The organism is Pseudomonas sp. A6, assembly GCF_052367875.1.
GTDB classification, from domain to species: Bacteria; Pseudomonadota; Gammaproteobacteria; order Pseudomonadales; family Pseudomonadaceae; genus Pseudomonas; species Pseudomonas citronellolis.
Genome location: NZ_CP198970.1, coordinates 1200052 through 1225618, shown reverse-complemented (window position 1 = coordinate 1225618; position 25567 = coordinate 1200052). Strand labels below are relative to the sequence as shown.

The window sequence follows — 25567 nt, the reverse complement described above, 5'->3', positions numbered from 1 at the left end:
AACCCGCATGATCCCGCGCTACCTGCCCCTGCTCCTGGCGCTCGGCGCCGGCCCCGCGCTGGCGCAGAACCTGGTGGTGTGCACCGAGGCCAGCCCGGAGGGTTTCGACATCGTCCAGTACACCGGCGCGGTCACCGCCGACGCCGCCGCCGAGACGGTGTTCAGCCGCCTGGTGGCGTTCCGCCCGGGCACCACCGAGGTCGTGCCGGCCCTGGCGCAGCGCTGGGAGGCCAGCCCCGACGGGCTGGCCTACACCTTCCACCTGCGCCCGGGGGTGAAGTTCCACAGCACCGGGTACTTCAAGCCCAGCCGCACGCTGAACGCCGACGACGTGCTCTGGAGCTTCCAGCGCGCCCTGGACCCGCAGCACCCCTGGCACGCCTCGGCGCCGCGCGGCTACGCCTACTTCGAGGCCATGGGCATGGGCGAGCTGATCAAGTCGGTGGACAAGCTCGACGACCTGACCGTGCGCTTCACCCTCAACCACCCGGAAGCGCCCTTCCTCGCCGACATGGCCATGGGCTTCGCTTCCATCTACTCGGCCGAATACGCCGACCAGTTGCTCAAGGCCGGCAAGCAGGAACAGCTCAACGCCCAGCCCGTCGGCACCGGCCCCTTCGTCTTCAGCCGCTACGCCCGCGACGCCCAGGTGCGCTACAAGGCCAACCCGGACTACTTCGGCGGCAAGCCGGCCATCGACAACCTGGTGTTCGCCATCACCCTCGACCCCAACGTGCGCATGCAGAAACTGCGCCGCGGCGAGTGCCAGGTGGCGCTCTACCCGAAGCCGGCCGACGTGCCGCAGTTGCAGAAGGAAGCGAACCTGGCGGTGGACAGCACCGACGCCCTGCTGACCACCTACGTGGCCCTCAACACCCAGCACAAGCCGCTGGACAATGCGCGGGTGCGCCAGGCCATCAACCTGGCCATCGACAAGCCGGCGCTGCTGGAGGCGGTGTTCGGCCCCGGCGCGGCGACGCCGGCTATCAACCCCTACCCGGCGACGCTGCTCGGCTATAACAAGCAGCTGCAGGACTGGCCGCACGACCCCGGGCGCGCCCGGGCCCTGCTCAAGGAAGCCGGGGTGGACGACGGCCTGAAGCTGACGCTGTTCATCCGCAACGGCAGCTCGCCGACCATCCCCAACCCGGCGCTGGCGGCACAGATGATGCAGGCGGACCTGGCCAAGGTCGGCATCGCGCTGCAGATCCGCTCGCTGGAATGGGGCGAGCTGCTCAAGCGCTCCAAGGCCGGCGAGCACGACCTCTCGCTGCTCGGCTGGGCCGGCGACAACGGCGACCCGGACAACTTCCTCAGCCCCAACCTCAGCTGCGCGGCGGCCAGGTCCGGGGAAAACCAGGCGCGCTGGTGCGATGCGGCCTTCGAATCACTGATCCAGCAGGCCCGGCGCACCGACGAGCGGTCGAAACGGCAGGAACTTTATGAAAAGGCGACAAAGATATTCCACGAACAGGCCCCCTGGATTCCCCTGGCGCATCCTAAGCTGTTCAATGTGCGCCGCAGCAATATCGAGGGCTACACCATCAGCCCGCTGAGCAATAACAACTTCGCCGAAACCCGGGTGAAGTGACAATAAAAACGGGCGCCCGCGTTATCCCCGCGGGCAGCCGCGTGATGAGGAGTCCGCCCCCACCATGCTGAGTTTCATCGCACGCCGTTTCGGCCTGCTCATTCCCACCTTCTTCGGCGTCACGCTGCTGACCTTCGCGCTGATCCGCATGATCCCCGGCGACCCGGTCGAGGTGATGATGGGCGAGCGCCGCGTCGACCCGCAGATGCACGCCGAGGCCATGCACCGCCTGGGCCTGGACAAGCCGCTGTACCAGCAGTACCTGGACTACGTCGGCAACCTCGCCCAGGGCAACCTCGGCGAATCCCTGGTGACCCGCGACAGCGTCTGGCACGAGTTCCTCACGCTGTTCCCGGCGACCCTGGAGCTGGCCATCGCCGCCATGCTCTTCGCCGGCACCTTCGGCCTGCTGGCGGGGGTGATAGCGGCGCTCAAGCGCGGCTCGATCTTCGACCACGGGGTGATGACCATCTCCCTGGCCGGCTACTCGATGCCGATCTTCTGGTGGGGCCTGATCCTCATCATGCTGTTCTCCGTGACCCTCGGCTGGACGCCGGTGTCCGGGCGCCTGGACCTGCTCTACGACATCGAGCCGAAGACCGGCTTCATGCTCATCGACACGCTGCTCTCCGACGAGGAGGGCGCCTTCCTCGACGCCCTGCACCACCTCATCCTGCCGGCCATCGTGCTGGGCACCATCCCGCTGGCGGTGATCGCCCGCATGACCCGCTCGGCCATGCTCGAGGTGCTGCGCGAGGATTACGTGCGCACCGCCCGCGCCAAGGGCCTGTCGCCGGCCCGCGTGGTGTTCGTGCACGCCCTGCGCAACGCCATGATCCCGGTGCTCACCGTGTTCGGCCTGCAGGTCGGCGCGCTGCTGGCCGGCGCCGTGCTGACCGAGACCATCTTCTCCTGGCCGGGCATCGGCAAGTGGCTGATCGACGCCATCAGCCGCCGCGACTACCCGGTGGTGCAGAACGGCATCCTGCTGGTCGCCACCCTGGTGATCCTGGTCAACTTCACCGTGGACATCCTCTACGGCCTGGTCAACCCGCGCATCCGCCACCAACGCTGAGGAGCCCGCGATGAATTCCATGCAAAACGCTCCCGCCGGCGACCCGAGCCTGGTCTACCCCTCGCCCCTGAAAGAGTTCTGGCAAGCCTTCGCGCACAACAAGGGTGCGGTGGGCGGCCTGGCGTTCATGGTGCTGATCGTCTTCTGCGCGCTGTTCGCGCCCTGGGTGGCGCCCTACGACCCCAGCGAGCAGTTCCGCGACTTCCTGCTCACCCCGCCGGTGTGGCTGGAAGGCGGCACCGGGCAGTTCCTGCTGGGCACCGACGAAGTGGGCCGCGACATGCTCTCGCGGCTGATCTTCGGCGCCCGCCTGTCGCTGCTGATCGCCTTGAGCTCGGTGGTCATCTCGCTGCTGCCGGGGCTGGTGCTGGGCCTGGTCGCCGGCTTCTCGCCGAACCGCCTGGGCCCGGTGATCATGCGCCTGATGGACATCATGCTGGCGCTGCCCTCGCTGCTGCTGGCGGTGGCCATCGTCGCGGTGCTCGGCCCGGGGCTGTTCAACACCGTGATCGCCATCGCCGTGGTCTCGCTGCCCTCCTACGTGCGCCTGACCCGCGCGGCGGTGCTCGGCGAGGTCAACCGCGACTACGTCACCGCCTCGCGCCTGGCCGGCGCCGACCTCTGGCGGCTGATGTTCGTCACCGTGCTGCCCAACTGCATGGCGCCGCTGATCGTCCAGGCCACCCTGAGCTTCTCCTCGGCCATCCTCGACGCCGCCGCCCTGGGCTTCCTCGGCCTCGGCGTGCAACCGCCGACCCCGGAGTGGGGCACCATGCTGGCCTCGGCGCGCGACTACATCGAGCGCGCCTGGTGGGTGGTGAGCCTGCCGGGCCTGGCCATCCTGCTCAGCGTGCTGGCCATCAACCTGGTAGGCGACGGCCTGCGCGACGCGCTGGACCCGAAACTCAAGAGCGCGGCGTGAGGATGACCCCGATGAAGACTGCGCTTTTCGTAGGAGCGAGCTTGCTCGCGAACCTGCCTCCCCGCCATACCGCCGTTCGCGAGCAAGCTCGCTCCTACAGGAAGAATTCGCTGGAGACCGCCGTATGAGCCTCCTGGAAATCCGCAACCTCTCGGTGCGCTTCGGCGGCGCCGACGCCGTGCCCGTGGTCGACGGCCTCGACCTGAACGTCGACAAGGGCGAAGTGCTGGCCATCGTCGGCGAGTCCGGCTCCGGCAAGTCGGTGACCATGATGGCGCTGATGGGCCTGATCGACGCCCCCGGGCGCATCACCGCCGACACCCTGCGCTTCGACGGCAGCGACATGCTCAAGCTCAAGGGCCGCGAGCGCCGGAGCATCGTCGGCAAGGACATCGCCATGGTCTTCCAGGACCCGATGACCGCGCTCAACCCCAGCTACACCGTGGGCTTCCAGATCGAGGAAGTGCTGCGCCTGCACCTGGGCCTGCGCGGCAAGGCCGCGCGCCAGCGCGCCCTGGAACTGCTGGAAAAGGTCGAAATCCCCGGCGCCGCCCAGCGCCTGGACGCCTACCCGCACCAGCTCTCCGGCGGCATGAGCCAGCGCGTGGCCATCGCCATGGCCATCGCCGGCGAGCCCAAGCTGCTGATCGCCGACGAGCCCACCACGGCCCTGGACGTAACCATCCAGGCGCAGATCATGGAACTGCTGCTGAACCTGCAGCGCGACCAGGGCATGGCGCTGATCCTGATCACCCACGACCTCGCCGTCGTCGCCGAGACCGCCCAGCGCGTCTGCGTGATGTACGCCGGCCAGGCGGTGGAGATCGGCCAGGTGCCGGCGCTGTTCGACCTGCCCACCCACCCCTACACCGAGGCGCTGCTCAAGGCCATTCCCGAGCACAGCGCAGGCCTGGAACGCCTGGCCACCCTGCCCGGCATCGTCCCCGGGCGCTACGACCGGCCGCAGGGCTGCCTGCTGTCGCCGCGCTGCCCCTACGTGCAGGACAACTGTCGCGCCGTCCGCCCGGCCCTGGAACCCCACGTCCGCGGCGCGGTGCGCTGCTACTACCCGCTGAACCTGAAGGAGGTGGTCTGATGGAAGCCGTACTGACCGCCCGCGACCTGACCCGCCACTACGACATCGCCCAGGGCCTGTTCAAGCCCCACGCCCTGGTCCGCGCCCTCAACGGCGTGTCCTTCGAACTGCAGGCCGGCAAGACCCTGGCGGTGGTCGGCGAATCCGGCTGCGGCAAGTCGACCCTGGCCCGCGCCCTGACGCTGATCGAGGAACCCACTTCCGGCTCCCTGCGCATCGCCGGCCAGGAAGTGAAGGGCGCCAGCCACGAGCAGCGCAAGCAACTGCGCCGCGACGTGCAGATGGTGTTCCAGAACCCCTACGCCTCGCTCAACCCGCGGCAGAAGATCGGCGACCAGCTCGGCGAGCCGCTGCTGATCAACACCAGCCTGTCGCGCAGCGAACGCCGCGAGCGGGTGCAGGCGATGATGCAGCAGGTGGGCCTGCGCCCGGAGCACTACCAGCGCTACCCGCACATGTTCTCCGGCGGCCAGCGCCAGCGCATCGCCCTGGCCCGCGCCATGATGCTGCAGCCCAAGGTGCTGGTGGCCGACGAGCCGACCTCGGCGCTGGACGTGTCCATCCAGGCCCAGGTGCTCAACCTGTTCATGGACCTGCAGCAGGAGTTCGGCACCGCCTACGTGTTCATCTCCCACAACCTGGCGGTGGTGCGCCACGTGGCCGACGACGTGCTGGTGATGTACCTCGGCCGCCCGGCGGAGATGGGCCCGGCGGACAAGCTCTACGAACGCCCGCTGCACCCCTACACACGCGCCCTGCTCTCGGCCACCCCGGCGATCCACCCGGACCCGAGCAAACCGAAGATCAAGATCCAGGGCGAACTGCCCAACCCGCTCAACCCGCCCAGCGGCTGCGCCTTCCACAAGCGCTGCCCCTATGCGACGGAGCGCTGCAAGGTGGAAGTGCCGGAACTGCGGCTGCTGGATGAGCGGCAGGTGGCTTGCCATCATGCGGAGCAGTTTCTGGGGTAATGGTGCTAATGCTGGGCTCCGCTCCCTCACCCTAACCCTCTCCCAAAGGGAGAGGGGACCGTTCGGAGTGTGCTGATATTTCGGAGTCAGCCGGACGCTGTGACATCCGGCTGAAACTTCACCCCCAGCCGGCACGGACAAGCCCCCTCTCCCTCCGGGAGAGGGGCCGTTCGGGGTGTGCTGATATTTCGGAGTCAGCTGGACGCTGTGATATCCGGTTGAAACCCCACCCCCAGCCGGCACGGACAAGCCCCCTCTCCCTCCGGGAGAGGGGCCGTTCGGGGTGTGCTGATATTTCGGAGTCAGCCGGACGCTGTGACATCCGGCTGAAACTTCACCCCCAACCGGCACGGACAAGCCCCCTCTCCCTCCGGGAGAGGGCTGGGGTGAGGGGAACGGAGCATCCCTGTACTCCACAACTCCCCCACACACTCACCCCCCTCTTGTAGGAGCGAGCTTGCTCGCGAACCCGCCCAACCCCACAACCCCCGGCAAAATCCATTCGCGAGCAAGCTCGCTCCTACACCTCCCTCAACAAAGCCAACCGCGCCCCGAACCCGATCAGCAACGAAGCAAAAGCCCACTGCTGCACCCGCTGCGCCAAGGCATGCCGCTCCAGCCAACGCCCCAACCGCGCCCCGCTCAACGCATAGAAACTATCGAACACCAACCCCACCCCCACCAACACCGCCCCCAGCACGCCAAACTGCAACGCCAACGGCCCCGCATCCGGCCGCACGAACTGCGGCAACAGCACCGAACAGAACAACAACGCCTTGGGATTGAGCAGATTGGTCAGCAACCCATTGCCAAAGGCCCGCCGCCAACCCCGCGCCTGAACCTCGGCCACAGGTTCGATGCCCGTCAACGACGACCGCGCCAGCAACATGCGCAACCCCAGCCAGGCCAGGTAGGCCGCGCCAGCCAAACGCACCACATCGAAGGTCCAGGGCACGCTGCGGAACAACAGCGCCAGCCCGGCACCAGCCAATACCACATGGCAGCCCCGCGCCGTGGCCAGGCCCAGGGCGGTGACCAGGGCCGTGCGGCCGCCGCGGCTGGTGCCGGTGTGCAGCAGCAGGAGCATGTCCGGCCCGGGCAGCAGGTAGACCATCGCCAGGGCCAGCAGGAAGACGCCGAAATCCATGGTTCGCACTCCGCAGCAAGGGACTCCGGTCAAGGATTCTATGCCCGAAGGCCGGGGCAGGTGCTTGCGTATTCGGCTTGCCAGTCCATCTGGTTTTGGCATGATCTGCCAATCCAAATCCTGAAAGCTGGCCAGATATGCCAAACCACAAACTGGACGCCTACGACCACCGCATCCTCGCCGCCCTGCAACGCGACGGCCGCCTGAGCAACGTGCAACTGGCCGAGGCCATCGGCCTGTCGCCCTCCCCCTGCCTGCGCCGCGTGCGCCTGCTGGAAGAGGCCGGGGTGATCCGCCGCTACGGCGCCGACCTGGACCGCGACCAGGTCGGCCTGGGCCTGACGGTGTTCGTCGGGATCAAGGTGGAGCGCCACCACGAGGAACAGGCCGAAGCCTTCCGCCGCGCAGTGGTCGACCTGCCCGAGGTGATCTCGGTGCACCTGGTCTCCGGCGAATCGGACTTCCTGCTGCAGGTGGTGGTGCCGGACCTGCGCGCCTACGAGCACTTCCTCACCGGCACCCTGCTGAAGCTGCCGGGGGTGAGCGACATCCGCAGCAACTTCGCCATCAGCACCCTCAAGGAATCGGCGCCGCTGCCCCTGCAGCACCTGCCCCGCTAGCCGCGGAAGAAACGGTAGAAGCGCCGCAGTTCATCCTGCGCTGCTTCCAGCGTCGTCTCGGCGAAGCGCACCTCGGCGTGGGCCGGGCACTGCGCCAGGCGGCCCAGGTCCAGGGGGTGGACGAAACCGAGCAGCGGGTAGCCGCCCATGCTCTGATGGTCGGCCTGCAGGACGATGGGCTGGCCGTCCGGCGGCACCTGGATGGCGCCGCGGACCATGCCCAGCGACCATTGCCGGCTGGGTGCGCGGATCGGCTCGCCGTGCAGCCGTGCGCCCATGCGGTCGGATTGCGGGCTGAGTTGCCAGGTGCGCTCGAAGAAGGCGGCACGCTGCTCCGGCTCGAAGACGTCGCCGCCGGGCAGCACGCGCAGCACCGGCGTCTCGCGGTAGTCCGGCACGTAGGGCCAGGGCACGCTGGCGCCGCGTTCGAAGGCTGCACCGCTAGCCGCGCAAGGCAGCAGGTCGCCCTCCTCCAGCGCCCGGCCGTCGCCGTGCAGGCCGCCCAGGCCCTCGCGGCGCTGGGTGGCGACGCTGCCCAGCACGGGTTCGACGCGGAAGCCGCCCGCCACCGCCAGGTAGGCGCGCTGGCCGCTGGCGGCGAAGCCCAGTTCCAGTTCCTGCCCGGCGCGCAGGGCGAAGCGCGACCAGCCAGGGCGCGCTTCGCCGTCCACGCGGATCGGCACTTGCGCACCGCACAGCGCCAGCCAACAGTCCGCTTCGGCCCGCAGGCGCAGGCCGCCGAGGGCTACCTCCAGCAGCGGCGTGCCCCAGGCGTTGCCCAGCAGATGGTTGGCCCAGGCCGCGGCATGGATATCCACAGGCCCGCCGGTGGAAACACCGAGATGCTGCCAGCCGTGGCGGCCGGCATCCTGCAGCAGGCTCAGCGGGCCGGCCTTGAGCACCCGCAGGTCGCTCATGGGCGGCCTCCGGCGCGGCGGAAGGCAGCCTCGTCGAGGGGCAGGAAACGCACCCGGTCGCCCACCGCCAGCGGGCACGGCGGCTCCTGGTGCGGGTCGAACAGACGCTGCGCGGTGAGCCCCAGCAGGTGCCAGCCGCCCGGCGAGGCCTGTGGATAGACCGCGGTCTGCCGCTCGGCGATGGCCAGGCTACCGGCCGCCACGCGGATGCGCGGGTTGGCCCGGCGCGGCAGGGCCAGGCGCTCGTCCAGCTCGCCGAGGTAGGCGAAGCCGGGCGCGAAACCGATGGCGCCGACGCGGTACTCGCGGGCGCTGTGCAGCTCGATCACCTGGTCCCGCCGCAGGCCACAACGCCGGGCCACCTCGTCGAGGTCCTCGCCGGCGTACCACACGCCGATTTCATGCAGGCGCCCGGCGTCGTCGCTCGGCTCGGGGCCGGGCCAGTCCGCCAGCAACGGAGCCAGGCGGCGCTGCAGGTCGAGGGGCTCGGTGCAGCGCAGGTCGTAGTGCAGCAGCAGCGTGGTCCAGCCCGGCACCAGGTCGGTCAGCACCTCGCCCAGGGCCGCGCGCAGGCGTTCGGCCAGAGCGGCGATGCGCAACGGTAGGTGCGCATCCGGGCGTTCGGCCAGGGTCAGCAGCAGGGCTTCGGCGCCGAAGGGCTCGACGCGGATCATGCGGCGTCCAGCAGGCCACGCAGGCGCCGCAGCACCGCCAGGGATTCGGGGTTGTCGCCGTGCACGCAGAGGCTGTCGGCACGTAGCCGCAGCGGGTTGCCATCGATGTCCGGGAAGGGCTCGCCGCGGGCGATGGCCAGGGCCTGGTCGAGGATGCGCTGCGGCTCGTGGTGCACCGCGCCGGCCAGGCGCCGCGGGGCCAGCTGGCCGTCGGGCAGGTAGGCGCGGTCGGCGAAGGCCTCGAACATCAGCGGCACGTCGGCGGCGTCGGCCAGGGCCAGTTCGCGGCGGTTGTCGGCCAGGGCCAGGACCATCAGCGGCAGGCCCTTGCGGTAGGCCGCGCAGGCATCGAGCACCGCTGCCAGCAGGGCGTCGTCGCGCACCAGGTCGTTGTACAACGCGCCATGGGGCTTCACGTAGTCGACGCGGGTGCCGGCGGCGCGGCAGAAGGCGTCCAGCGCGCCCACCTGGTACAGCACCAGGGCCTGCACCTCTTCCGGCGAACAGCTCAGATGGCGGCGGCCGAAGCCGGCCAGGTCGGGGTAGGACGGGTGCGCGCCTATGCTCACGCCCTGCTCCACCGCCAGGCGCACGGTGCGCTGGATGGTCAGCGGGTCGCCGGCGTGGAAGCCGCAGGCCAGGTTGGCCTGGTCGATCAGCGGCATGGCGTGGACGTCGTCGCCCATGCGCCAGGCGCCGTAGCTTTCCCCCATGTCGCAGTTGAGCAGGATGCGAGTTGACTGATCGGTCATGATACTGCCTCGACTTCGCCGGCGAGTTTCGGAAACATCCCTAGGGTAAACCAGAGGGCCATCATTTAGTCTTAGGAATATTCAGTAACGATTCAGGGGAGTAATATCCTTCGCTTCCTCCCGCCGAAAGCCATCGACTCGAAGATGAAAGCCCTGATCCTGGCTGCCTACGCGGCCTGCATCGCCTATGTGCACGTACGCGGCAAGGTCCGCCACAAGCTGTCCCGGCAGTTGAGCGACCACTCCAGCTTCCTCGCCCCGCTGAACTGCTTCATGTACCTGTTCTCCAGGGTGCCCAACACGCCGTACCTGACGCCCAACGCCTTCCCGGAGATGCAGAAGCTCACCGACAACTGGGAAGTCATCCGCGCCGAGGCACTGCGCCTGCGCGAGGCCGGCAGCATCAAGCGCTCCGAGCAGTACAACGACGTCGGCTTCAACTCCTTCTTCAAGACCGGCTGGAAGCGCTTCTACCTGAAGTGGTACGACGACGCCCACCCCTCGGCCGACGTGGTCTGCCCGCAGACCACCGCGCTGCTGCGGGAAATCCCCTCGGTGAAGGCGGCGATGTTCGCCGAGCTGCCGCCGGGCTCGCGCCTGGTGCGCCACCGCGACCCCTACGCCGGCTCGCTGCGCTACCACCTGGGGCTGTTCACGCCGAACGACGAGGGCTGCTTCATCGAGGTGGACGGCCAGCGCTATGCGTGGAAGGACGGCGAGGCCGTGGTGTTCGACGAGACCTACATCCACTACGCCGAGAACACCACCGAGCACGACCGGGTGATCCTCTTCTGCGACGTCGAGCGGCCGCTGAAGTACCGCTGGGCGCAGGCCTTCAACCGCTGGTTCAGCCGCAACGTGATGGCCGCCGCCGCCTCGCCCAACGACGACGGCGACAAGACCGGCGGCATCAACCGCGCCTTCGGCACGCTGTACAAGATCCGCCTGCAGGGCAAGGCGTTGAAGAAGCGCAACCGCAAGCTGTACTACCTGCAGAAGTGGGCGTTCTTCGGGGCGATCCTGGCGTTCATTCTCTGGGTTTGAAGAGCCGCTGGAGGCTGAAGGCTGGAGGTAAGAGCCTTTCCGCCTTCAGCCTTCAGCCTCTTTAATAAACATCCCGCCGATAGCGCCCTTCTTCCAGCAACGCTTCCACCGCCAGGTCGCCCAGCGCTTCGCGCAGCACCGCGTCCACGCCGCCGGCCATGCCTTCCAGGCTGCCGCAGACGTAGATCGCGGCGCCTTCCTCCAGCCACTGCCTCAATTCCTCGGCGCGTTCACGCAGCACGTCCTGCACGTAGACCTTGCTCGCCTGGTCGCGGGAGAACGCCACGTCCAGGCGCTGGAGTTCGCCGCTCAGCAGGTAGTCCTCCAGCTCTTCGCGGCAGTAGAAGTCGTGCTCGCGGTTGCGTTCGCCGAACAGCAGCCAGTTGCGTCGGCGGCCCGCGCCTATGCTGGCGCGCAGCAGCGAGCGCAGGCCGGCCAGGCCGGTGCCGTTGCCGATCAGGATCAGCGGGCGGTCTTCCTCCGGCAGGTGGAAGCCGGCGTTGCGGCGCAGGCGCAGGGCCAGGCCGGCACCGGGTTGCAGGTATTCGGTGAGCCAGCCGGAGCCCACGCCCAGGCTGCCGTCGGGGTGGCGTTCCTGGCGCACGATCAGTTCCAGGGCGCCGTCGCTGGGCAGCGAGGCGATGGAGTATTCCCGCGCCGCCAGCGGCACCAGGGCGTCCAGCAGCGCCTGCGGGTGCAGGCCGACCAGGTGGCCGAGGGAAACCGGTAGCTCGCGCCCGGTCAGGGCATCGGCCAGGGCCATGCTGCCGCCCTCGACTTCGACGCAGGCCATGCTATCCACGCCCAGGCGCGCCAGCCACGCCAGCACGCGTTCGCGCGGGTGCTGCGGAAGGATTTCCACCAGGTCGCCGGCGCGCCAGTCGGCGCTGCTGCCGGCCGGCGCCTGCAGGCGCAGCAGCCAGGTGGACTGGCCCTGGCTGCCGGGGTTGAGGTGTTCGCGGGCGGCCAGGCTCCACAGCTCGTACTGCGGCGCGGCGAAGGGCGTCGGCGCGGCCACGCCGGTCAGTTGCGCCAGGTGTTGCTGCCACTCGCGCAGGGCAGCGGCGTCGCCGTTGTCCACTTCCACGCCGTCGAACAGCGGCTGTGCGCCCTGCCCTTGCAGCCAGCCCTGCATGCGCCGGGCGAAGCCGCAGAAGGCCTGGTACTGGCGGTCGCCCAGGGCGAGCATGGCGAAGCGCAGCTGGCCGAGGCCGGCGGCTTCGCCGAGCAGCTTGCGCTCGAAGCCGCGGGCGCTGTCCGGGGCCTCGCCGTCGCCGAAGGTGCTGACCACGAAGAGCGCGTTGCGCGTCTGCTCCAGCTGCTGGCGGTCCAGGCGCGCCAGGGGCTCGACGCGCACCGCCAGGCCCGCGGCCTGCAGCTGCCCGGCGCTCTGCCAGGCCAGTTGTTCGGCGAAGCCGCTCTGGCTGGCGTAGCCCACCAGCCAGGCATCGGCGCCGCCGGCGCCAGCCAGTTCGACGCGGGCGGCCTGGGCGGCCTTCTTCTTGCGCCGGCGGTCGAGGTAGAGCAGCCAGCCGGTGACGAAGAACAGCGGCATGGCCAGGCTCGCCAGCATCATCAGGATGCGCCCGGGCATACCGAAGTAGCTGCCCACGTGCAGGGCGTAGACGCTGGTCAGCAGTTGCTTGCCGAAGCTGCTGTCGGCGTAGCGCTTGTCGCCCAGCAGGCGGCCGCTCTTCGGATCGATGCGCATTTCGTTGAAGGCGCGTTCGTGGGCAGCGTCGTCCAGGCGGTAGAACACCGTGGCCGGCTGCCCACCCACCGGCGGCAGGCGCAGGTTGTAGGCCTCAAGGCCAGGGCCGGCGGTGCTGCGCAGGGTGTTCCACAGGGCGCTGTAGTCCACTTCCAGCGGCGGCCCCTTGGGCGCTTCGCCACCACGGCCACCGCGGCCGCCCTGGCGCTGCTGGCCGGCCGGGGCGTCGTCGAGCAGCTTGAACAGCGCGCCGCGGTACCAGTCGTAGGACCAGTACAGGCCGGTCAGCGAGGCCAGCAGGTAGAAGGCCAGGCACCAGGTGCCGGCCACGGCGTGCAGGTCCCAGTTGAAGGCGCGGCCCTTCTTGCGCCAGTCCAGGGCCAGCCAGGCGCGCCAGCTCAGGGTCTTGCGCGGCCAGCGCAGGTACAGGCCGGAGAGGCAGAAATAGATGAGGATCAGGGTGCAGGCAGCGGTCACCTGCTTGCCGAACTCGCCCAGGGCCAGGAAGCGGTGCAGCTGCATGATGAACATGAACAAGCCTTCCCCGGACGGCGCCGGCAGCGAGGCACCGGTGTAGGGGTCGACGTAGCGCGATTCGCCGCGGCGCTGGCCCGGCGGCGGGGTGAAGAAGATGCGCGCGGCCTCGTCGCCGTCGACCTTGGCCCAGACGAAGGACACCTTTTTGCCCGGCTCGGCGGACTCCACCCGCCGCACCAGTTCGTCCAGCGCCAGGGTGCCGCCGGGCTGCTCCTGCACCGTCAGGCTGGCAGGGTTGAAGGCGCGCAGCAGTTCGTCCTGGAACGACAGCGCCGCCCCGGTCACGCCCATCAGGGCCAGCACCAGGCCGGCGCTTATGCCGAAGAACCAATGCAGCTGGAACCAGACTTTCTTCAACACCTTGCTCTCACCTCGGGCGCGGGGCGCCAAACAATAGAAAACCCCGCCCGAAGGAGCAACGGGCGGGGTGCACGGAAGGCCGTGCGATCAGAAGTGCAGGTTCACCCCCAGCAGCGCCGTGCGGCCCGGGGCCACGTGGGCCATGTGGGTGCTGTAGACCTGGTCGAAGTAACGCTTGTCGGTCAGGTTCTGCACGTTCAGCTGCAGGTCGACGTTCTTGCTCAGCTTGTAGCTGGCCATGGCGTCGTAGCGCCAGTAGGACGGGATGTAGGTCGAGTTGGCAGTGTTGCCGAACTGCTTGTCCACATAGGTGGTGCCGCCGCCGATGGTCAGGTCCTGCAGCACCTCGTAGGTGGTCCACAGGGTGAAGTTGTTCGGTGCCACCTGCGGCATGCGGTTGCCTTCGTCGGACTTGGTGGTCGACTTGCGGATCTCGCTATCCAGGTAGGTGTAGCCGCCGAAGACCTTCCACTTGGGCGTCAGCTGGCCGCTGAAGCCCAGTTCCACGCCCTGCACGCGCTGTTCGCCGTCGAGCACCTGGAAGGAGCTGTTGTCCGGGTCGGCGACGCGGGCGTTGGTCTTGTCGGTGCGGAACACCGCGGCGTTCAGCGACAGCGCCTCGTCGAAGAAGTCCCACTTGGTGCCCAGCTCCAGGTTGCGGTTGCGTTCCGGGTCCAGGCTGGTGTTGGCCGCGCTGACTTCCTGGCCGCCCTCGCCTGCGGTCTCGCCGCTGGGGTTGCTGGAGGTGGACCAGGCCAGGTAGATGCTGCCGTTGGGCAGCGGCTTGTAGACCAGGCCGGTCTGGTAGTTCCAGAAGTGGGTGTTGCTCTCGCGCTTGAAGTTGCCCGGCGCCGAGCCGCGGCCACCGGTGCTGTAGCCACTGGACTCGGTGTCGAAGTCGTCGTAGCGCAGGCCCAGGTTCAGGTCCCACTGCTCGTTGAGCTTGAGGGTGTCGAACACGTAGACGGCCGAGGTCTTGGTATCGGTGTCGGTGTAGGCCTGGCTGTCGACGATGCTGCCGGTCCAGGGGTCCTTGGGCGTCGGGTTGGCCAGGCTGGTGCAGTCGCCGCTGGCCAGCAGGGCGGCGTTGCAGGTGTTGCCCGCGGCCCCCGGGGTCACCACGTAGGGACGGTTGTGCACGTCCTCGTAGCTGAACTCCAGGCCGGTCACCAGGCTGTGCTGGATGCTGCCGGTGTCGAAGGTGGCCTTCAGGTCGGTCTGGTTGACCCAGCCCTTGGAGGTGGAGTTGCGGTTCTTCGACGAGCGATAGACGTAGCCGTTGGCGACGTTGCCGCGGCTGTCGTCGGGGTTGCTGACCACGTAGTCGAGCGTGGTGCGGACCATGCGGAAGCTGTTGGACAGCGTCAGGTCGTCGTTGAGGTCGTGCTCGATGCGGAAGGTGCCGCTGTCGGTGGTGCTCTTGCGGTAGTCGCGGTGGGTCAGGCCGTAGAAGTTGTCGCGGTCGACCGAGGCCGGCTTGCTCGGGTTGTGCTTGCTGCGGTCGACGTTGGTCAGCGGCAGGCCGTAGTCCGGGATGTCGTCGGTGGCCAGGTGGTAGTAGGAGAAGGTCGCGCGGGTCGGGGTGTTGAAGCCGAAAGTGATGGTCGGCGCCACGCCCCAGCGGCTGACGCTGACGTCGTCACGGCCGGCGACGTTGGCTTCGTGCTTCATCAGGTTCAGGCGGAAGGCCGCGTTGTCGCCCAGGGTGTGGTTGACGTCCAGGGTGGTGCGGTGGGTCTGGTCGGAACCGTAGGTGAAGCTGGCGTCGTTGAAGTCCTGCAGCTTGGCGGTCTTGCTCACCAGGTTCAGGCTGCCGCCGGTGGAGCCGGCGCCGGTGTAGGCCGAGCCCGGGCCCTTGCTGACTTCGATCTGCTCGATGTTGAACACTTCGCGGGTCTGCGAGGCGACGTCGCGCATGCCGTCGAGGAAGGTGTCGCTCTCGGCGTTGAAACCGCGGATGAACGGACGGTCGCCCGCCGGGTTGCCGCCCTCGCCGGCGCCGAAGGTGATGCCGGGCGTGGTGCGCAGGGCATCGACCAGGGTCAGGGCGCCGGTGTCCTTGATCACCTGCTGCGGGATCACGGTGACGGTCTTGGGCGTGTCGAGCAGCGGCGCGGTGTACTTCTGCGAGGCCGACTGCTGGACGTTGTAGGTTTCTTCGCCCTGCTGGCCGACGACGGTGTCGGCATCCAGCGACAGCACATCCTGTGCGGGCTTCTTCTCGGTGGACTCCGCCGCCTGGGCGAAGTGGCTGCCGGACATGGCGGTGATGGCCACACCGACGGCGGAGACCAGCAGGCGCGGAGCGCTGGTGGCTTCGACAGATTGACGCGACATCGAAAGTTCCCTCCCCAGGGACTTGCTGAAGGCGGCGCAATCTAGTGCAAAACGAGAATCTGTATCAATTAGTAAATATTATCAGACGCACTTTATTTACAACATTTACATTTACCCCGTGCGACCGTTCGCCACCTCCGCTATACGCTGCAAATGCAAATGTCTATCATCGGCGTCGGATTTTCATTTGACCGAGCCCCGCCATGCTGCTGCACATTCCCGGCCTGTTCACCCGCGACGAGGTGACCCGCATCCGCACCGCCCTGGAGCAGGCCGAGTGGGGCGACGGCAAGGTCACCGCCGGCTACCAGTCGGCCAAGGCCAAGCACAACCTGCAGCTGGCCCAGGACCACCCGCTGGCCCGCGAGATTTCCGAAGCCATGCTGCTGCGCCTGTGGCAGAACCCGCTGTTCATGTCCGCGGCCCTGCCGCACAAGGTGTTCCCGCCGCTGTTCAACTGCTACACCGGCGGCGGCAACTTCGACTTCCACATCGACAACGCCGTGCGCGACGTGCAGGGCGGCCGCGAACGGGTGCGCACCGACCTCTCCTCGACGCTGTTCTTCAGCGACCCCGAGGACTACGACGGCGGCGAACTGGTCATCCAGGACACCTACGGCGAGCAGCGCGTGAAGCTGCCGGCCGGCGACCTGGTGCTCTACCCCGGCACCAGCCTGCACAAGGTCGAGCCGGTGACCCGCGGCGCGCGCTTCGCCTCGTTCTTCTGGACGCAGAGCCTGGTGCGCGAGGACAGCCAGCGCGCCCTGCTGTTCCAGATGGACCAGGCGATCCAGAAGCTCAGCGCCGACGTGCCGGAGCACCCGGCCCTGGTCGAGCTGACCGGCACCTACCACAACCTGCTGCGGCGCTGGGTCGAGGTCTGACATGGCGTTCGTTCTGCGCCGACGCGAAGAGCTCTCGGTGGAACAACTGCGCGCCCGATTGGCCAGCGACCCGCGCCAGGCCGCGGCGGCCATCCTCGAAGCCGCGCGCCAGGGCGACGTCGAGGCCCAGGCGCTGCTCGGGCAGATCCTCCTCGACGGCCAGGGCATCGAGCGCGACGCCGCGCTGGCGGCGACCTGGTTCCGCATCGCCGCCGAGCGCGGCCACGCCATGGCGCGCAATATGCTCGGACGCTGCCTGGAGCACGGCTGGGGCGTGCCCGCCAACCCCGCCGAGGCAGCCGAGCACTACGCCCGCGCGGCGGCCGTGGACCTCGACTGGGGCCTGTACAACCTGGCCAACCTGCTGGCCACCGGCCGCGGCGTGCCACGCGACGCGGCCCATGCCCTGGCGCTGTACCGGCGCGCCGCCGACCTCGGCCACGCCAAGTCGATGAACCTGGTCGGCCGCCATTACGAGGAGGGCCTGTGCGTGCCGCGCGACCCCGAGCAGGCCCGCGAGTGGTACCGCCGCTCGGCGGTGGCCGGCGACTTCCGCGGCCAGTTCAGCCACGCCGCGGCACTGGCCGAACGGGGCGAGGTGGAGGACGCGCGCTACTGGCTGCTGCGCGCCCTGGAGGGCGGCAACCTGAACTTCCTGCGGGTGGCCCGCGAGCAGCTGGAACGGGCGCCGCAGGCGGAACTGCGCAGCCTGGCCCTGGCCTACTACCGACGCGCCGCGGAACTCGGCGAGACGGCCGACGCCGACCTGTTCGCCGCGGCGCTCAAGCGCCTGTAAGCGCTTTCTTGACGTTTTTTTCACACGCCCTTGCCTCGCCCTTCACACGCCCCCCGCTAGGCTCGCTGCCCAACTGACCGCCCCGCACGGGCGGCCCCTGGCAAGACGAGGCAAGCGTGTCGACTGCAACCACCCCCTCACGCCGCAAGGTGGACTGGGCCGGCCTGGGCTGGCTGCTGCTGTTCTTCTGGTATTTCTCCGGCGTCACCCAGGCGCTGATCCTGTTCAGCGGCACCACCGGCTTCGCCGGCTTCCGCGACGCCTTCTTCCTCAGCAGCCTGTGGCTGGCCCCGCCGCTGCTGCTGCCGCGCTTCACCCGCGGCCTGGCGGCGCTGATCGGCCTGGTGCTGTGGGCGGCCTCGCTGGTGGGCCTGAGCTACTTCGGCATCTACCACCAGGAGTTCTCGCAGAGCGTCATCTTCGTCATGTTCGAGTCGAACACAGCCGAGGCCGGCGAATACTTCAGCCAGTACTTCAGCACCTGGCTGTGCCTGGCGCTGCTGCTCTATACCGCGGTGGCGGTGCTGCTGTGGCGGCGCGTGCGCCCGCTGCGCATGCCGGCGCCGGCCCGGGTGGCCCTGGCCGTGCTGCTGGTGGCGGCGAACCTGGCCTACCCCTTCTACAAGCAGATGGTCAGCCAGGAGCGCAGCTTCGCCCAGGCCCTGGAGAAGGTGCAGCAGCGCATGGAGCCGGCGGTGCCCTGGCAACTGGTGGTGGGCTACGCGCAATACCGCCAGCAGTTGGACAACATGCAGAAGCTGCTGCAGCGCAACGCCGCGCTGCCGCCGCTGAAGAACCTCAAGGATGGCAGCGGCGAGGCGCCGCGCACCCTGGTGCTGGTGCTGGGCGAATCCACCACCCGCGAGCACATGCACCTGTACGGCTACGACCGGCCGACCACGCCGAACCTCGACGCCCTGGCCGCCGACGACCGCAACCTGACGGTGTTCAAGGACGTGGTCTCGCCGCGCCCCTACACCATCGAGGTGATGCAGCAGATCCTCACCTTCGGCGACGAGCAGCACCCGGACCGCTTCCTCACCGACCCGTCGCTGATCAACCTGATGAAGCAGGCCGGCTACAAGACCTTCTGGATCACCAACCAGCAGACGATGACCAAGCGCAACACCATGCTCACCACCTTCTCGCAGCAGACGGACGAGCAGTTCTACCTGAACAACCAGCGCAACCAGAACGCCCGCCAGTACGACGACGTGGTCTTCGCGCCCTTCGAGCAGGTGCTCAAGGACCCGGCGCCGAAGAAACTCATCGTGGTGCACCTGCTGGGCACCCACATGGACTACCGCTACCGCTACCCCGAGGCGTTCGCCCGCTTCAAGGACCGCCAGGGCGTGCCGGCCGGGCTCTCGGACGATCAGGCGGACACCTACAACGCCTACGACAACGCGGTGCTGCACAACGACTTCGTGGTCGCCAGCCTGATCAAGCGCTACGCCGCCAGCGAGCCGAACGGCTTCCTGGTGTACCTCTCCGACCATGGCGAGGAGGTCTTCAGCTCCGGCAAGCACGATCGCCTGGGGCGCAACGAGGGCGACCCGACACGGCCGATGTACACCATCCCCTTCCTGCTCTGGACCTCGCAGAGCTGGCAACAGGCCCACCCGCGCGACCTGCAGGCGCTGAGCGGAAGGCCCTACAGCAGCTCGCACCTGATCCACACCCTGTCCGACCTGGCGGGCCTGAGCTACGACCGCTACGAGCCGGGCAAGAGCCTGGTCAGCCCCGAGTTCGTCGCGGCGCCGCGCTGGATCGGCGATCCCTACGCGAAGAACGGCCTGCACGAGTTCGACAAGTTGCCGCTGGATAACGCAATGGGCGACCAGCAGTTGGCCAAGGCAAGCAAGGCGCCGGCCACCGTACAAGTGCGCCAGGCCAACGAGGGTTGAGGCCGCACGGGCCCTGCCCGCGAATCGCGCGCAGGGCGCGCTCCTACATGGAATGGCGTGGGTGGGGCAGCGTAGGAGCGGATCTCATCCGCGAATCGCGCCGATACCTCCGGCTATCGCGGACAAGGTCCGCTCCTACGCCCGTGCGTCCCTGGAACTGTAGGAGCGGGCCCTGCCCGCGATTTCGCGCGCAGGGCGCGCTCCTACTACATGGGTATGGCGTGGGTGGGGCAGCGTAGGAGCGGATCTCATCCGCGAATCGCGCCGATACCTCCGGCTATCGCGGACAGGGTCCGCTCCTACGCCCGTGCTTTCCTGGAACTGTAGGCTGCGCCGAGGTGCTCTTCGTAGGAGCGAGCTTGCTCGCGAACCGGGCTGGCACGGTGCCGGAGGGTTGGTTCGCGAGCAAGCTCGCTCCTACGAAAAGCCGCTCCTACACCCTCCGGCAAACACTACGCCCGTAGGATGGGTTGAGCGAAGCGATACCCATCACCACCACTGGGTTCCCGCGTTCGCGGGAATGACGGGGTAAGAATCGTGTTTTCCGACGTCATTCCCGCGAACGCGGGAACCCAATAGACAGCTGCTCCTACGCGCAACCGGCAGGACAACTGCCGGGGACAAAAGAAAAAACCCCGCATCAGCGGGGTTTCTTCGGTTCAGCTGCGGCTCAGATGTAGAAGGCCTTCAGCGGCGGGAAGCCGTTGAATTCCACCGCGCTGTAGCTGGTGGTGTAGGCGCCGGTGGACAGCCAGTACAGGCGGTCGCCGGCGGCCAGGTTCAGCGGCAGGCCGTACTTGTAGTGCTCGTACATGATGTCGGCGCTGTCGCAGGTCGGGCCGGCGATCACCACTTCTTCCATCTCGCCCTTCTTCTCGGTCCAGATCGGGAACTTGATGGACTCGTCCATGGTTTCGATCAGGCCGGAGAACTTGCCCACGTCCGCGTACACCCAGCGCTCCACCGCGGTGCGCGACTTGCGCGCCACCAGCACCACTTCGCTGACCAGGATGCCGGCGTTGGCGATCAGCGAGCGGCCCGGCTCGAGGATGATCTCCGGCAGGTCGTCGCCGAAGTCTTCCTTGAGGAAGCGGATGATTTCCTCGGCGTAGGTTTCCAGGTCGTTGGTCTTGGCGATGTAGTTGGCCGGGAAGCCGCCGCCCATGTTGATCATCTTCAGCTCGATGCCGTCTTCTTCCTTCAGGCGCTCGAAGATCACCTTGACCTTGGCGATGGCCGCATCCCACACGGAGATGTCACGCTGCTGCGAGCCGACGTGGAAGGAGATGCCGTAGGGCACCAGGCCCAGCTGGCGGGCGAGGATCAGCAGGTCCATGGCCATGTCGGTCTGGCAGCCGAACTTGCGCGACAGCGGCCAGTCGGCGGTGGTCGAACCCTCGGTGAGGATGCGCACGTAGACCTTCGAGCCCGGCGCGGCCTTGGCGATGTTGCGCAGGTCGGCCTCGGAGTCGGTGGCGAACAGGCGCACGCCCTTCTCGTAGAAGTAGCGGATGTCCTTGGCTTTCTTGATGGTGTTGCCGTAGCTGATGCGCTCCGGGCCCACGCCGGTCTTCATCACCTTGTCCAGCTCGTAGATCGAGGCGATGTCGAAGTTCGAGCCCTTGTCGCGCAGCAGCTCGGTGATCTCGGTGGCCGGGTTGGCCTTGACCGCGTAGTACACCTTGGCGAACGGGAAGCAGTGGGTCAGCTGGTCGTAGGCGTCGGCGATGGTCTGCTTGTCGATGACGACGAAGGGGGTTTCCTGCTTGTCGGCAAATGCCTTCATACGCTGGAAGGTTTCAGGGGCGAAGTAATCCTCGACCTTGATGGACATGGTTGGGACTCCCAATGGCAAAACACATGGATACGTAGGGGTGAAGCTGAACGTCTAATCCGTTTCCCCACTTTGGTTCGCCTACTTCCCAAGGCATGTCGCCGAGTATCACCTGGTGCCCGGCGCTTTCTGCGAAGGGCTCGCAGAAACCACTGAACTGATTAGTCAGGCAGACTCTCGTCGTCAGTACTTGAGCCGGATGGATCGTTTCCAGCATGGACGTTCGGGCGCGAACTTTAGGACCTGAAGTCCGTGAGTTCAACCAGAAATTGCCGCTTTCCCGAATCCCTTTGTCGCCTGGCCGGTTGACTGTTCTAGATACTCGACAAAATGCACGGAATACCGCACAGCACGGGCTTTCCAGGGGTTTCGGAACGCCCCGATCATCCCCCTTCTTTTTGACAGACCGGGGACAGCGACGAGGGTTCATCCCCAGCATCGTCACGCACCAGGTTTTGGAGAAAGTTCGCGCACCAGGCTCGGAAACCCTGACCACGGGAGGAACCCATACTCCCCGCCCCTGTCGGACGAAACCTCGGCGCTCGCCAATATGTCCGCCATATCCGGTTATCATCCGGTCTCTTTTTCCGCGTGCCCCCGACCCAGGGATAGGTCACTGGGGCCGGCCCACTTGCCTTGCCAAGGAGTACCTGCGACATGCTCGACCTCGCCGCGGCGTTCATCACGCTGACCACCCTGCTCACCTACGTGAACTACCGCTTCGTGCGGCTGCCGCCGACCATCGGCGTGATGGCCACGGCGCTGGTGTTCTCGCTCCTCGCCCAGGGCCTGTCGATGGCCGGCTACCCGGTGCTGGAGGTGGAGATGCAGCAGATCATCCGCCGCATCGACTTCTCCGAAGTGCTGATGACCTGGTTCCTGCCCGCGCTGCTGTTCGCCGGCGCCCTGCACGTGAACCTCAGCGACCTGCGCAACTACAAGTGGCCGATCGGCCTGCTGGCCACCTTCGGCGTGCTGATCGCCACCACGGTGATCGGCTACCTGGCCTACTACACCTTCGCCCTGTTCGGCTGGCACGTGGACTTCATCTATTGCCTGCTGTTCGGCGCGCTCATCTCGCCCACCGACCCCATCGCCGTGCTCGGCATCCTGCGCTCGGCCGGCGCGCCCAAGCCGCTGGCCACCACCATCGTCGGCGAGTCGCTGTTCAACGACGGCACCGCGGTGGTGGTGTTCACCATCCTCCTGGGCATCCTCATGGCCGGCGAGACGCCGACCGTCTCGGCCACCGCCTGGCTGTTCCTGCAGGAGGCGGTGGGCGGCGTGCTGTTCGGCGCGGCGCTGGGCTACGGGGTGTTCCTGATGATGCGCGGCATCGACCAGTACCAGGTGGAAGTGATGCTGACCCTCGCCCTGGTCATCGGCGGCGCCGCCCTGGCCGCGCGCCTGCACGTGTCGGCGCCGATCGCCATGGTGGTGGCCGGGCTGATCATCGGCAACCAGGCGCGCCAGTACGCCATGTCCGACGAGACGCGGCGCTACATCGACAAGTTCTGGGAGCTGATCGACGAAATCCTCAACGCCCTGCTGTTCGCCCTGATCGGCCTGGAACTGCTGCTGTTGCCGTTCAACTGGCTGCACGTGGTGGCCGCCTTCGCCCTCGGCGGCGCGGTGCTGGCCTCGCGCCTGCTCACCGTGGCCCCGGCCATCCTGGTGCTGCGCCAGACCGAGGCTGGGCGCCGCCAGGTGCCGGGCGGAACCATCCGCATCCTGGTCTGGGGCGGCCTGCGCGGCGGCGTCTCGGTGGCCCTGGCGCTGTCGCTGCCGCTGGGCGAGCAGCGCGACCTGATCCTCAGCCTGACCTACGTGGTGGTGCTGGTGTCCATCCTGCTCCAGGGCCTGTCCATCGGCCCGCTGGTGCGCACCATCTACCGCGGCGCGGCGCCCGCGGCCGACGACGGCCACTGAGGCGGGGCCTTGCGTCGCCGCACCTGCCGGCGACGCAAGGCTTTGGGCTATAATCCCGCGCTTTTCCGGGCCGACCGCGCCCGCCGTCACCGAACTCCAGCAGGCACGCACCCATGACCAACCAGGCCGCCGAAGTCGCCAAGCGCCGCACCTTCGCGATCATCTCCCACCCCGACGCCGGTAAGACCACCATCACCGAGAAGCTGCTGCTGATGGGCAAGGCCATCGCCGTCGCCGGCACCGTGAAGTCGCGCAAGTCCGACCGCCATGCGACCTCCGACTGGATGGAAATGGAGAAGCAGCGCGGCATCTCCATCACCACCTCGGTGATGCAGTTCCCCTACCGCGAGCACATGGTCAACCTGCTCGACACCCCCGGCCACGAAGACTTCTCCGAAGACACCTACCGCACCCTGACCGCGGTGGACTCGGCGCTGATGGTGCTCGACGGCGGTAAAGGGGTGGAGCCGCGGACCATCGCCCTGATGGAAGTCTGCCGCCTGCGCGACACGCCCATCGTCAGCTTCATCAACAAACTCGACCGCGACATCCGCGACCCCATCGAGCTGCTCGACGAGATCGAGGCGGTGCTGAAGATCAAGGCCGCGCCCATCACCTGGCCGATCGGCTGCTACCGGGACTTCAAGGGCGTGTACCACCTGGCCGAGGACAAGATCATCGTCTACGTGCCCGGCCACGGCCACGAGCGCATCGAGACCCAGGTGATCGACAAGCTCGACTCCGACGAGGCCCGCGCGCACCTGGGCGACCTCTACGACAACTTCCTCGAAGAGCTGGAGCTGGTGCAGGGCGCCTGCCACGAGTTCGACAAGGACGCCTTCCTCAAGGGCGAGATGACCCCGGTGTTCTTCGGTACCGCGCTGGGCAACTTCGGCGTCGACCAGGTGCTCGACTGCATCGTCGACTGGGCCCCGCAGCCGCTGGCGCGCGCTGCCCACGAGCGAGAAGTGCAGCCCACCGAGGAGAAGTTCACAGGCTTCGTGTTCAAGATCCAGGCGAACATGGACCCGAAACACCGCGACCGCATCGCCTTCATGCGCATCTGCTCGGGCAAGTACGAGAAGGGCATGAAGATGCGCCACGTGCGCCTGGGCAAGGACGTGAAGATCGCCGACGCCCTGACCTTCTTCTCCAGCGAGCGCGAGCAGCTGGAAGAGGCCTACGCCGGCGACATCATCGGCCTGCACAACCACGGCACCATCCAGATCGGCGACACCTTCAGCGAAGGCGAGAACCTGGGCTTCACCGGCATCCCGCACTTCGCCCCGGAACTGTTCCGCCGCGTGCGCCTGAAGGACCCGCTGAAGTCCAAGCAGTTGCGCCAGGGCCTGCAGGAGCTGGCCGAGGAAGGCGCTACCCAGGTGTTCTTCCCCGAGCGCAACAACGACATCATCCTCGGCGCAGTCGGTGTGCTGCAGTTCGACGTGGTCGCCAGCCGCCTGAAGGAGGAATACAAGGTCGAGTGCGCCTACGAGCAGATCAACGTCTGGTCGGCGCGCTGGATCGAGTGCAAGGACGAGAAGAAGCTCAAGGAGTTCAAGGACAAGGCCTTCGAGAACCTCTCCGTGGACGGCGGCGGCCACCTCACCTACCTGGCCCCCACCCGGGTGAACCTGAGCCTGATGGAAGAGCGCTGGCCGGACATCACCTTCCGCGCGACGCGCGAGCATCACTGAGTTCGGTGCCTTCGTGAAAACGCCCGCCGTTGTGCGGGCGTTTTTGTTTGGGTGGGTTCGCGAGCAAGCTCGCTCCTACGAAAAGCAGGTGCCACGCCCGACCTGTAGGAGCGAGCTTGCTCGCGAACCGCCCCAGACACCTTCCTTCCCGGATAAATCCGATACCTCTCCCTGCCATGCTCCCAGCGTCCCCCCAGCAAGGAGCACCCCATGGGCTTCCACGGAAAGGACCTGCGCAAGGGCCGCCATTCCATACCCGGCCAGATCTACCTGGTCACCACGGTCACGCCCCACCGCGAACGCCTCTTCGAGGACTGGACGACCGCCTGCCAGGTCTGCCGACAAATCCACCATGCAGAGGAGTTGCAGACCCTCGCCTGGGTTCTGATGCCGGACCATCTTCATTGGCTGTTGCAACTTCAGGAAGAGCGTCTGGAACAGGTGATGCGAAGCTTCAAGTCGCGCACGGCTATCGCCATCAATGCAACCTCGCAGCGAACAGGAAAAGCCTGGCAATCCGGCTACCACGACCGGGCACTGCGGCACGAAGAAGACCTCAAGGCCGTCGCCCGCTACATCATCGCCAATCCGCTGCGGGCAGGCCTGGTGAAACGCGTCGCCGACTACCCCTTCTGGAACGCCATCTGGCTGTGATGCCGCACGGTGCTCTTCGTAGGAGCGAGCTTGCTCGCGAACAGATTCCGCAGTGGGGCTGGTTCGCGAGCAAGCTCGCTCCTACGAAAAGCCAAAAAAGCCGAAAGGGCGT

The 25567-nt window shown here is 67.5% G+C and carries 20 protein-coding genes; 13 read left to right on the top strand and 7 right to left on the bottom strand.

Going from position 1 to position 25567, the window contains the following annotated elements:
* Nucleotides 1-7 precede the first annotated feature (7 nt).
* The 5 genes from ACTWJ5_RS05565 (at nucleotide 8) to ACTWJ5_RS05545 (ending at nucleotide 5655) form a co-directional block, all read left to right on the top strand.
* Nucleotides 8-1591, top strand: coding sequence for an ABC transporter substrate-binding protein (locus tag ACTWJ5_RS05565; protein ID WP_444437711.1), 1584 nt, complete (start codon nucleotides 8-10; stop codon nucleotides 1589-1591).
* A gap of 64 nt (nucleotides 1592-1655) precedes the next feature.
* Nucleotides 1656-2666: an ABC transporter permease subunit gene (locus ACTWJ5_RS05560; protein WP_444437709.1), complete on the top strand. Its 1011-nt coding sequence runs from the start codon at nucleotides 1656-1658 to the stop codon at nucleotides 2664-2666.
* Between the two features lie 10 nt (nucleotides 2667-2676).
* On the top strand, nucleotides 2677-3588 hold the full coding sequence (locus ACTWJ5_RS05555; RefSeq protein WP_444437707.1) for an ABC transporter permease subunit: 912 nt from the start codon (nucleotides 2677-2679) through the stop codon (nucleotides 3586-3588).
* A 124-nt stretch (nucleotides 3589-3712) separates the two neighbouring features.
* Nucleotides 3713-4684, top strand: a complete 972-nt coding sequence (locus ACTWJ5_RS05550) for an ABC transporter ATP-binding protein (protein WP_444437705.1) — start codon at nucleotides 3713-3715, stop codon at nucleotides 4682-4684.
* Complete coding sequence (locus ACTWJ5_RS05545; protein ID WP_116422629.1) at nucleotides 4684-5655, top strand: peptide ABC transporter ATP-binding protein; 972 nt, start codon at nucleotides 4684-4686, stop codon at nucleotides 5653-5655. Before ACTWJ5_RS05550 ends, ACTWJ5_RS05545 begins: the two co-directional genes overlap by 1 nt.
* A gap of 520 nt (nucleotides 5656-6175) precedes the next feature.
* On the opposite strand, the gene ACTWJ5_RS05540 is transcribed toward ACTWJ5_RS05545, so the two are convergent.
* Nucleotides 6176-6802 carry a LysE family translocator gene (locus ACTWJ5_RS05540; protein ID WP_444437702.1) on the bottom strand — a complete coding sequence of 209 codons (627 nt, stop codon included), beginning with the start codon at nucleotides 6800-6802 and terminating at the stop codon, nucleotides 6176-6178.
* A gap of 137 nt (nucleotides 6803-6939) precedes the next feature.
* Between ACTWJ5_RS05540 and ACTWJ5_RS05535 the strand changes: the two genes are divergently transcribed.
* Nucleotides 6940-7422 (top strand): Lrp/AsnC family transcriptional regulator, encoded by a 483-nt coding sequence (locus ACTWJ5_RS05535; RefSeq protein WP_064582039.1) that lies wholly within the window; start codon nucleotides 6940-6942, stop codon nucleotides 7420-7422.
* On the opposite strand, the gene ACTWJ5_RS05530 is transcribed toward ACTWJ5_RS05535, so the two are convergent.
* From ACTWJ5_RS05530 to ACTWJ5_RS05520, 3 genes are read right to left on the bottom strand one after another with little or no spacing between them, the layout of a single operon-like run.
* Complete coding sequence (locus ACTWJ5_RS05530) at nucleotides 7419-8339, bottom strand: biotin-dependent carboxyltransferase family protein (RefSeq protein ID WP_444437700.1); 921 nt, start codon at nucleotides 8337-8339, stop codon at nucleotides 7419-7421. The two genes, ACTWJ5_RS05535 and ACTWJ5_RS05530, sit on opposite strands and share 4 nt — an antisense overlap.
* Nucleotides 8336-9013 (bottom strand): 5-oxoprolinase subunit PxpB, encoded by a 678-nt coding sequence (gene pxpB / locus ACTWJ5_RS05525; RefSeq protein WP_444437698.1) that lies wholly within the window; start codon nucleotides 9011-9013, stop codon nucleotides 8336-8338. Before pxpB ends, ACTWJ5_RS05530 begins: the two co-directional genes overlap by 4 nt.
* Nucleotides 9010-9765, bottom strand: a complete 756-nt coding sequence (locus ACTWJ5_RS05520; protein ID WP_009617713.1) for a 5-oxoprolinase subunit PxpA — start codon at nucleotides 9763-9765, stop codon at nucleotides 9010-9012. The genes pxpB and ACTWJ5_RS05520 overlap by 4 nt, the downstream gene beginning before the upstream one ends.
* A 144-nt stretch (nucleotides 9766-9909) precedes the next feature.
* On the opposite strand from ACTWJ5_RS05520, the gene lpxO reads away from it, so the two are divergent.
* Nucleotides 9910-10809, top strand: coding sequence for a lipid A hydroxylase LpxO (gene lpxO, locus ACTWJ5_RS05515; protein ID WP_009617712.1), 900 nt, complete (start codon nucleotides 9910-9912; stop codon nucleotides 10807-10809).
* A gap of 61 nt (nucleotides 10810-10870) precedes the next feature.
* Here the strand turns inward: lpxO and ACTWJ5_RS05510 are convergent, their stop codons facing one another.
* Nucleotides 10871-13414, bottom strand: coding sequence for a PepSY domain-containing protein (locus tag ACTWJ5_RS05510; protein WP_444439535.1), 2544 nt, complete (start codon nucleotides 13412-13414; stop codon nucleotides 10871-10873).
* Nucleotides 13415-13504: 90 nt separating this feature from the next.
* The gene (locus tag ACTWJ5_RS05505; protein ID WP_069861898.1) at nucleotides 13505-15754 is read right to left on the bottom strand and encodes a TonB-dependent receptor; all 2250 of its coding nucleotides are present in this window, start codon (nucleotides 15752-15754) and stop codon (nucleotides 13505-13507) included.
* A gap of 203 nt (nucleotides 15755-15957) precedes the next feature.
* Between ACTWJ5_RS05505 and ACTWJ5_RS05500 the strand changes: the two genes are divergently transcribed.
* The 3 genes from ACTWJ5_RS05500 (at nucleotide 15958) to ACTWJ5_RS05490 (ending at nucleotide 19341) form a co-directional block, all read left to right on the top strand.
* Complete coding sequence (locus tag ACTWJ5_RS05500) at nucleotides 15958-16638, top strand: Fe2+-dependent dioxygenase (protein ID WP_116422636.1); 681 nt, start codon at nucleotides 15958-15960, stop codon at nucleotides 16636-16638.
* Between the two features lies 1 nt (nucleotide 16639).
* Nucleotides 16640-17434: a tetratricopeptide repeat protein gene (locus tag ACTWJ5_RS05495; RefSeq protein ID WP_064582032.1), complete on the top strand. Its 795-nt coding sequence runs from the start codon at nucleotides 16640-16642 to the stop codon at nucleotides 17432-17434.
* A gap of 116 nt (nucleotides 17435-17550) precedes the next feature.
* Nucleotides 17551-19341: a phosphoethanolamine transferase CptA gene (locus ACTWJ5_RS05490; RefSeq protein ID WP_256514337.1), complete on the top strand. Its 1791-nt coding sequence runs from the start codon at nucleotides 17551-17553 to the stop codon at nucleotides 19339-19341.
* A 670-nt stretch (nucleotides 19342-20011) separates the two neighbouring features.
* On the opposite strand, the gene ACTWJ5_RS05485 is transcribed toward ACTWJ5_RS05490, so the two are convergent.
* Nucleotides 20012-21175 (bottom strand): type III PLP-dependent enzyme, encoded by a 1164-nt coding sequence (locus tag ACTWJ5_RS05485; RefSeq protein ID WP_043315266.1) that lies wholly within the window; start codon nucleotides 21173-21175, stop codon nucleotides 20012-20014.
* 657 nt (nucleotides 21176-21832) lie between these two features.
* On the opposite strand from ACTWJ5_RS05485, the gene ACTWJ5_RS05480 reads away from it, so the two are divergent.
* The 3 genes from ACTWJ5_RS05480 (at nucleotide 21833) to ACTWJ5_RS05470 (ending at nucleotide 25455) form a co-directional block, all read left to right on the top strand.
* The gene (locus tag ACTWJ5_RS05480; RefSeq protein ID WP_074977575.1) at nucleotides 21833-23104 is read left to right on the top strand and encodes a cation:proton antiporter; all 1272 of its coding nucleotides are present in this window, start codon (nucleotides 21833-21835) and stop codon (nucleotides 23102-23104) included.
* Nucleotides 23105-23217: 113 nt separating this feature from the next.
* On the top strand, nucleotides 23218-24801 hold the full coding sequence (locus ACTWJ5_RS05475) for a peptide chain release factor 3 (RefSeq protein ID WP_444437693.1): 1584 nt from the start codon (nucleotides 23218-23220) through the stop codon (nucleotides 24799-24801).
* 210 nt (nucleotides 24802-25011) lie between these two features.
* On the top strand, nucleotides 25012-25455 hold the full coding sequence (locus tag ACTWJ5_RS05470; protein ID WP_444437691.1) for an REP-associated tyrosine transposase: 444 nt from the start codon (nucleotides 25012-25014) through the stop codon (nucleotides 25453-25455).
* The last annotated feature ends 112 nt before the right edge of the window (nucleotides 25456-25567 follow it).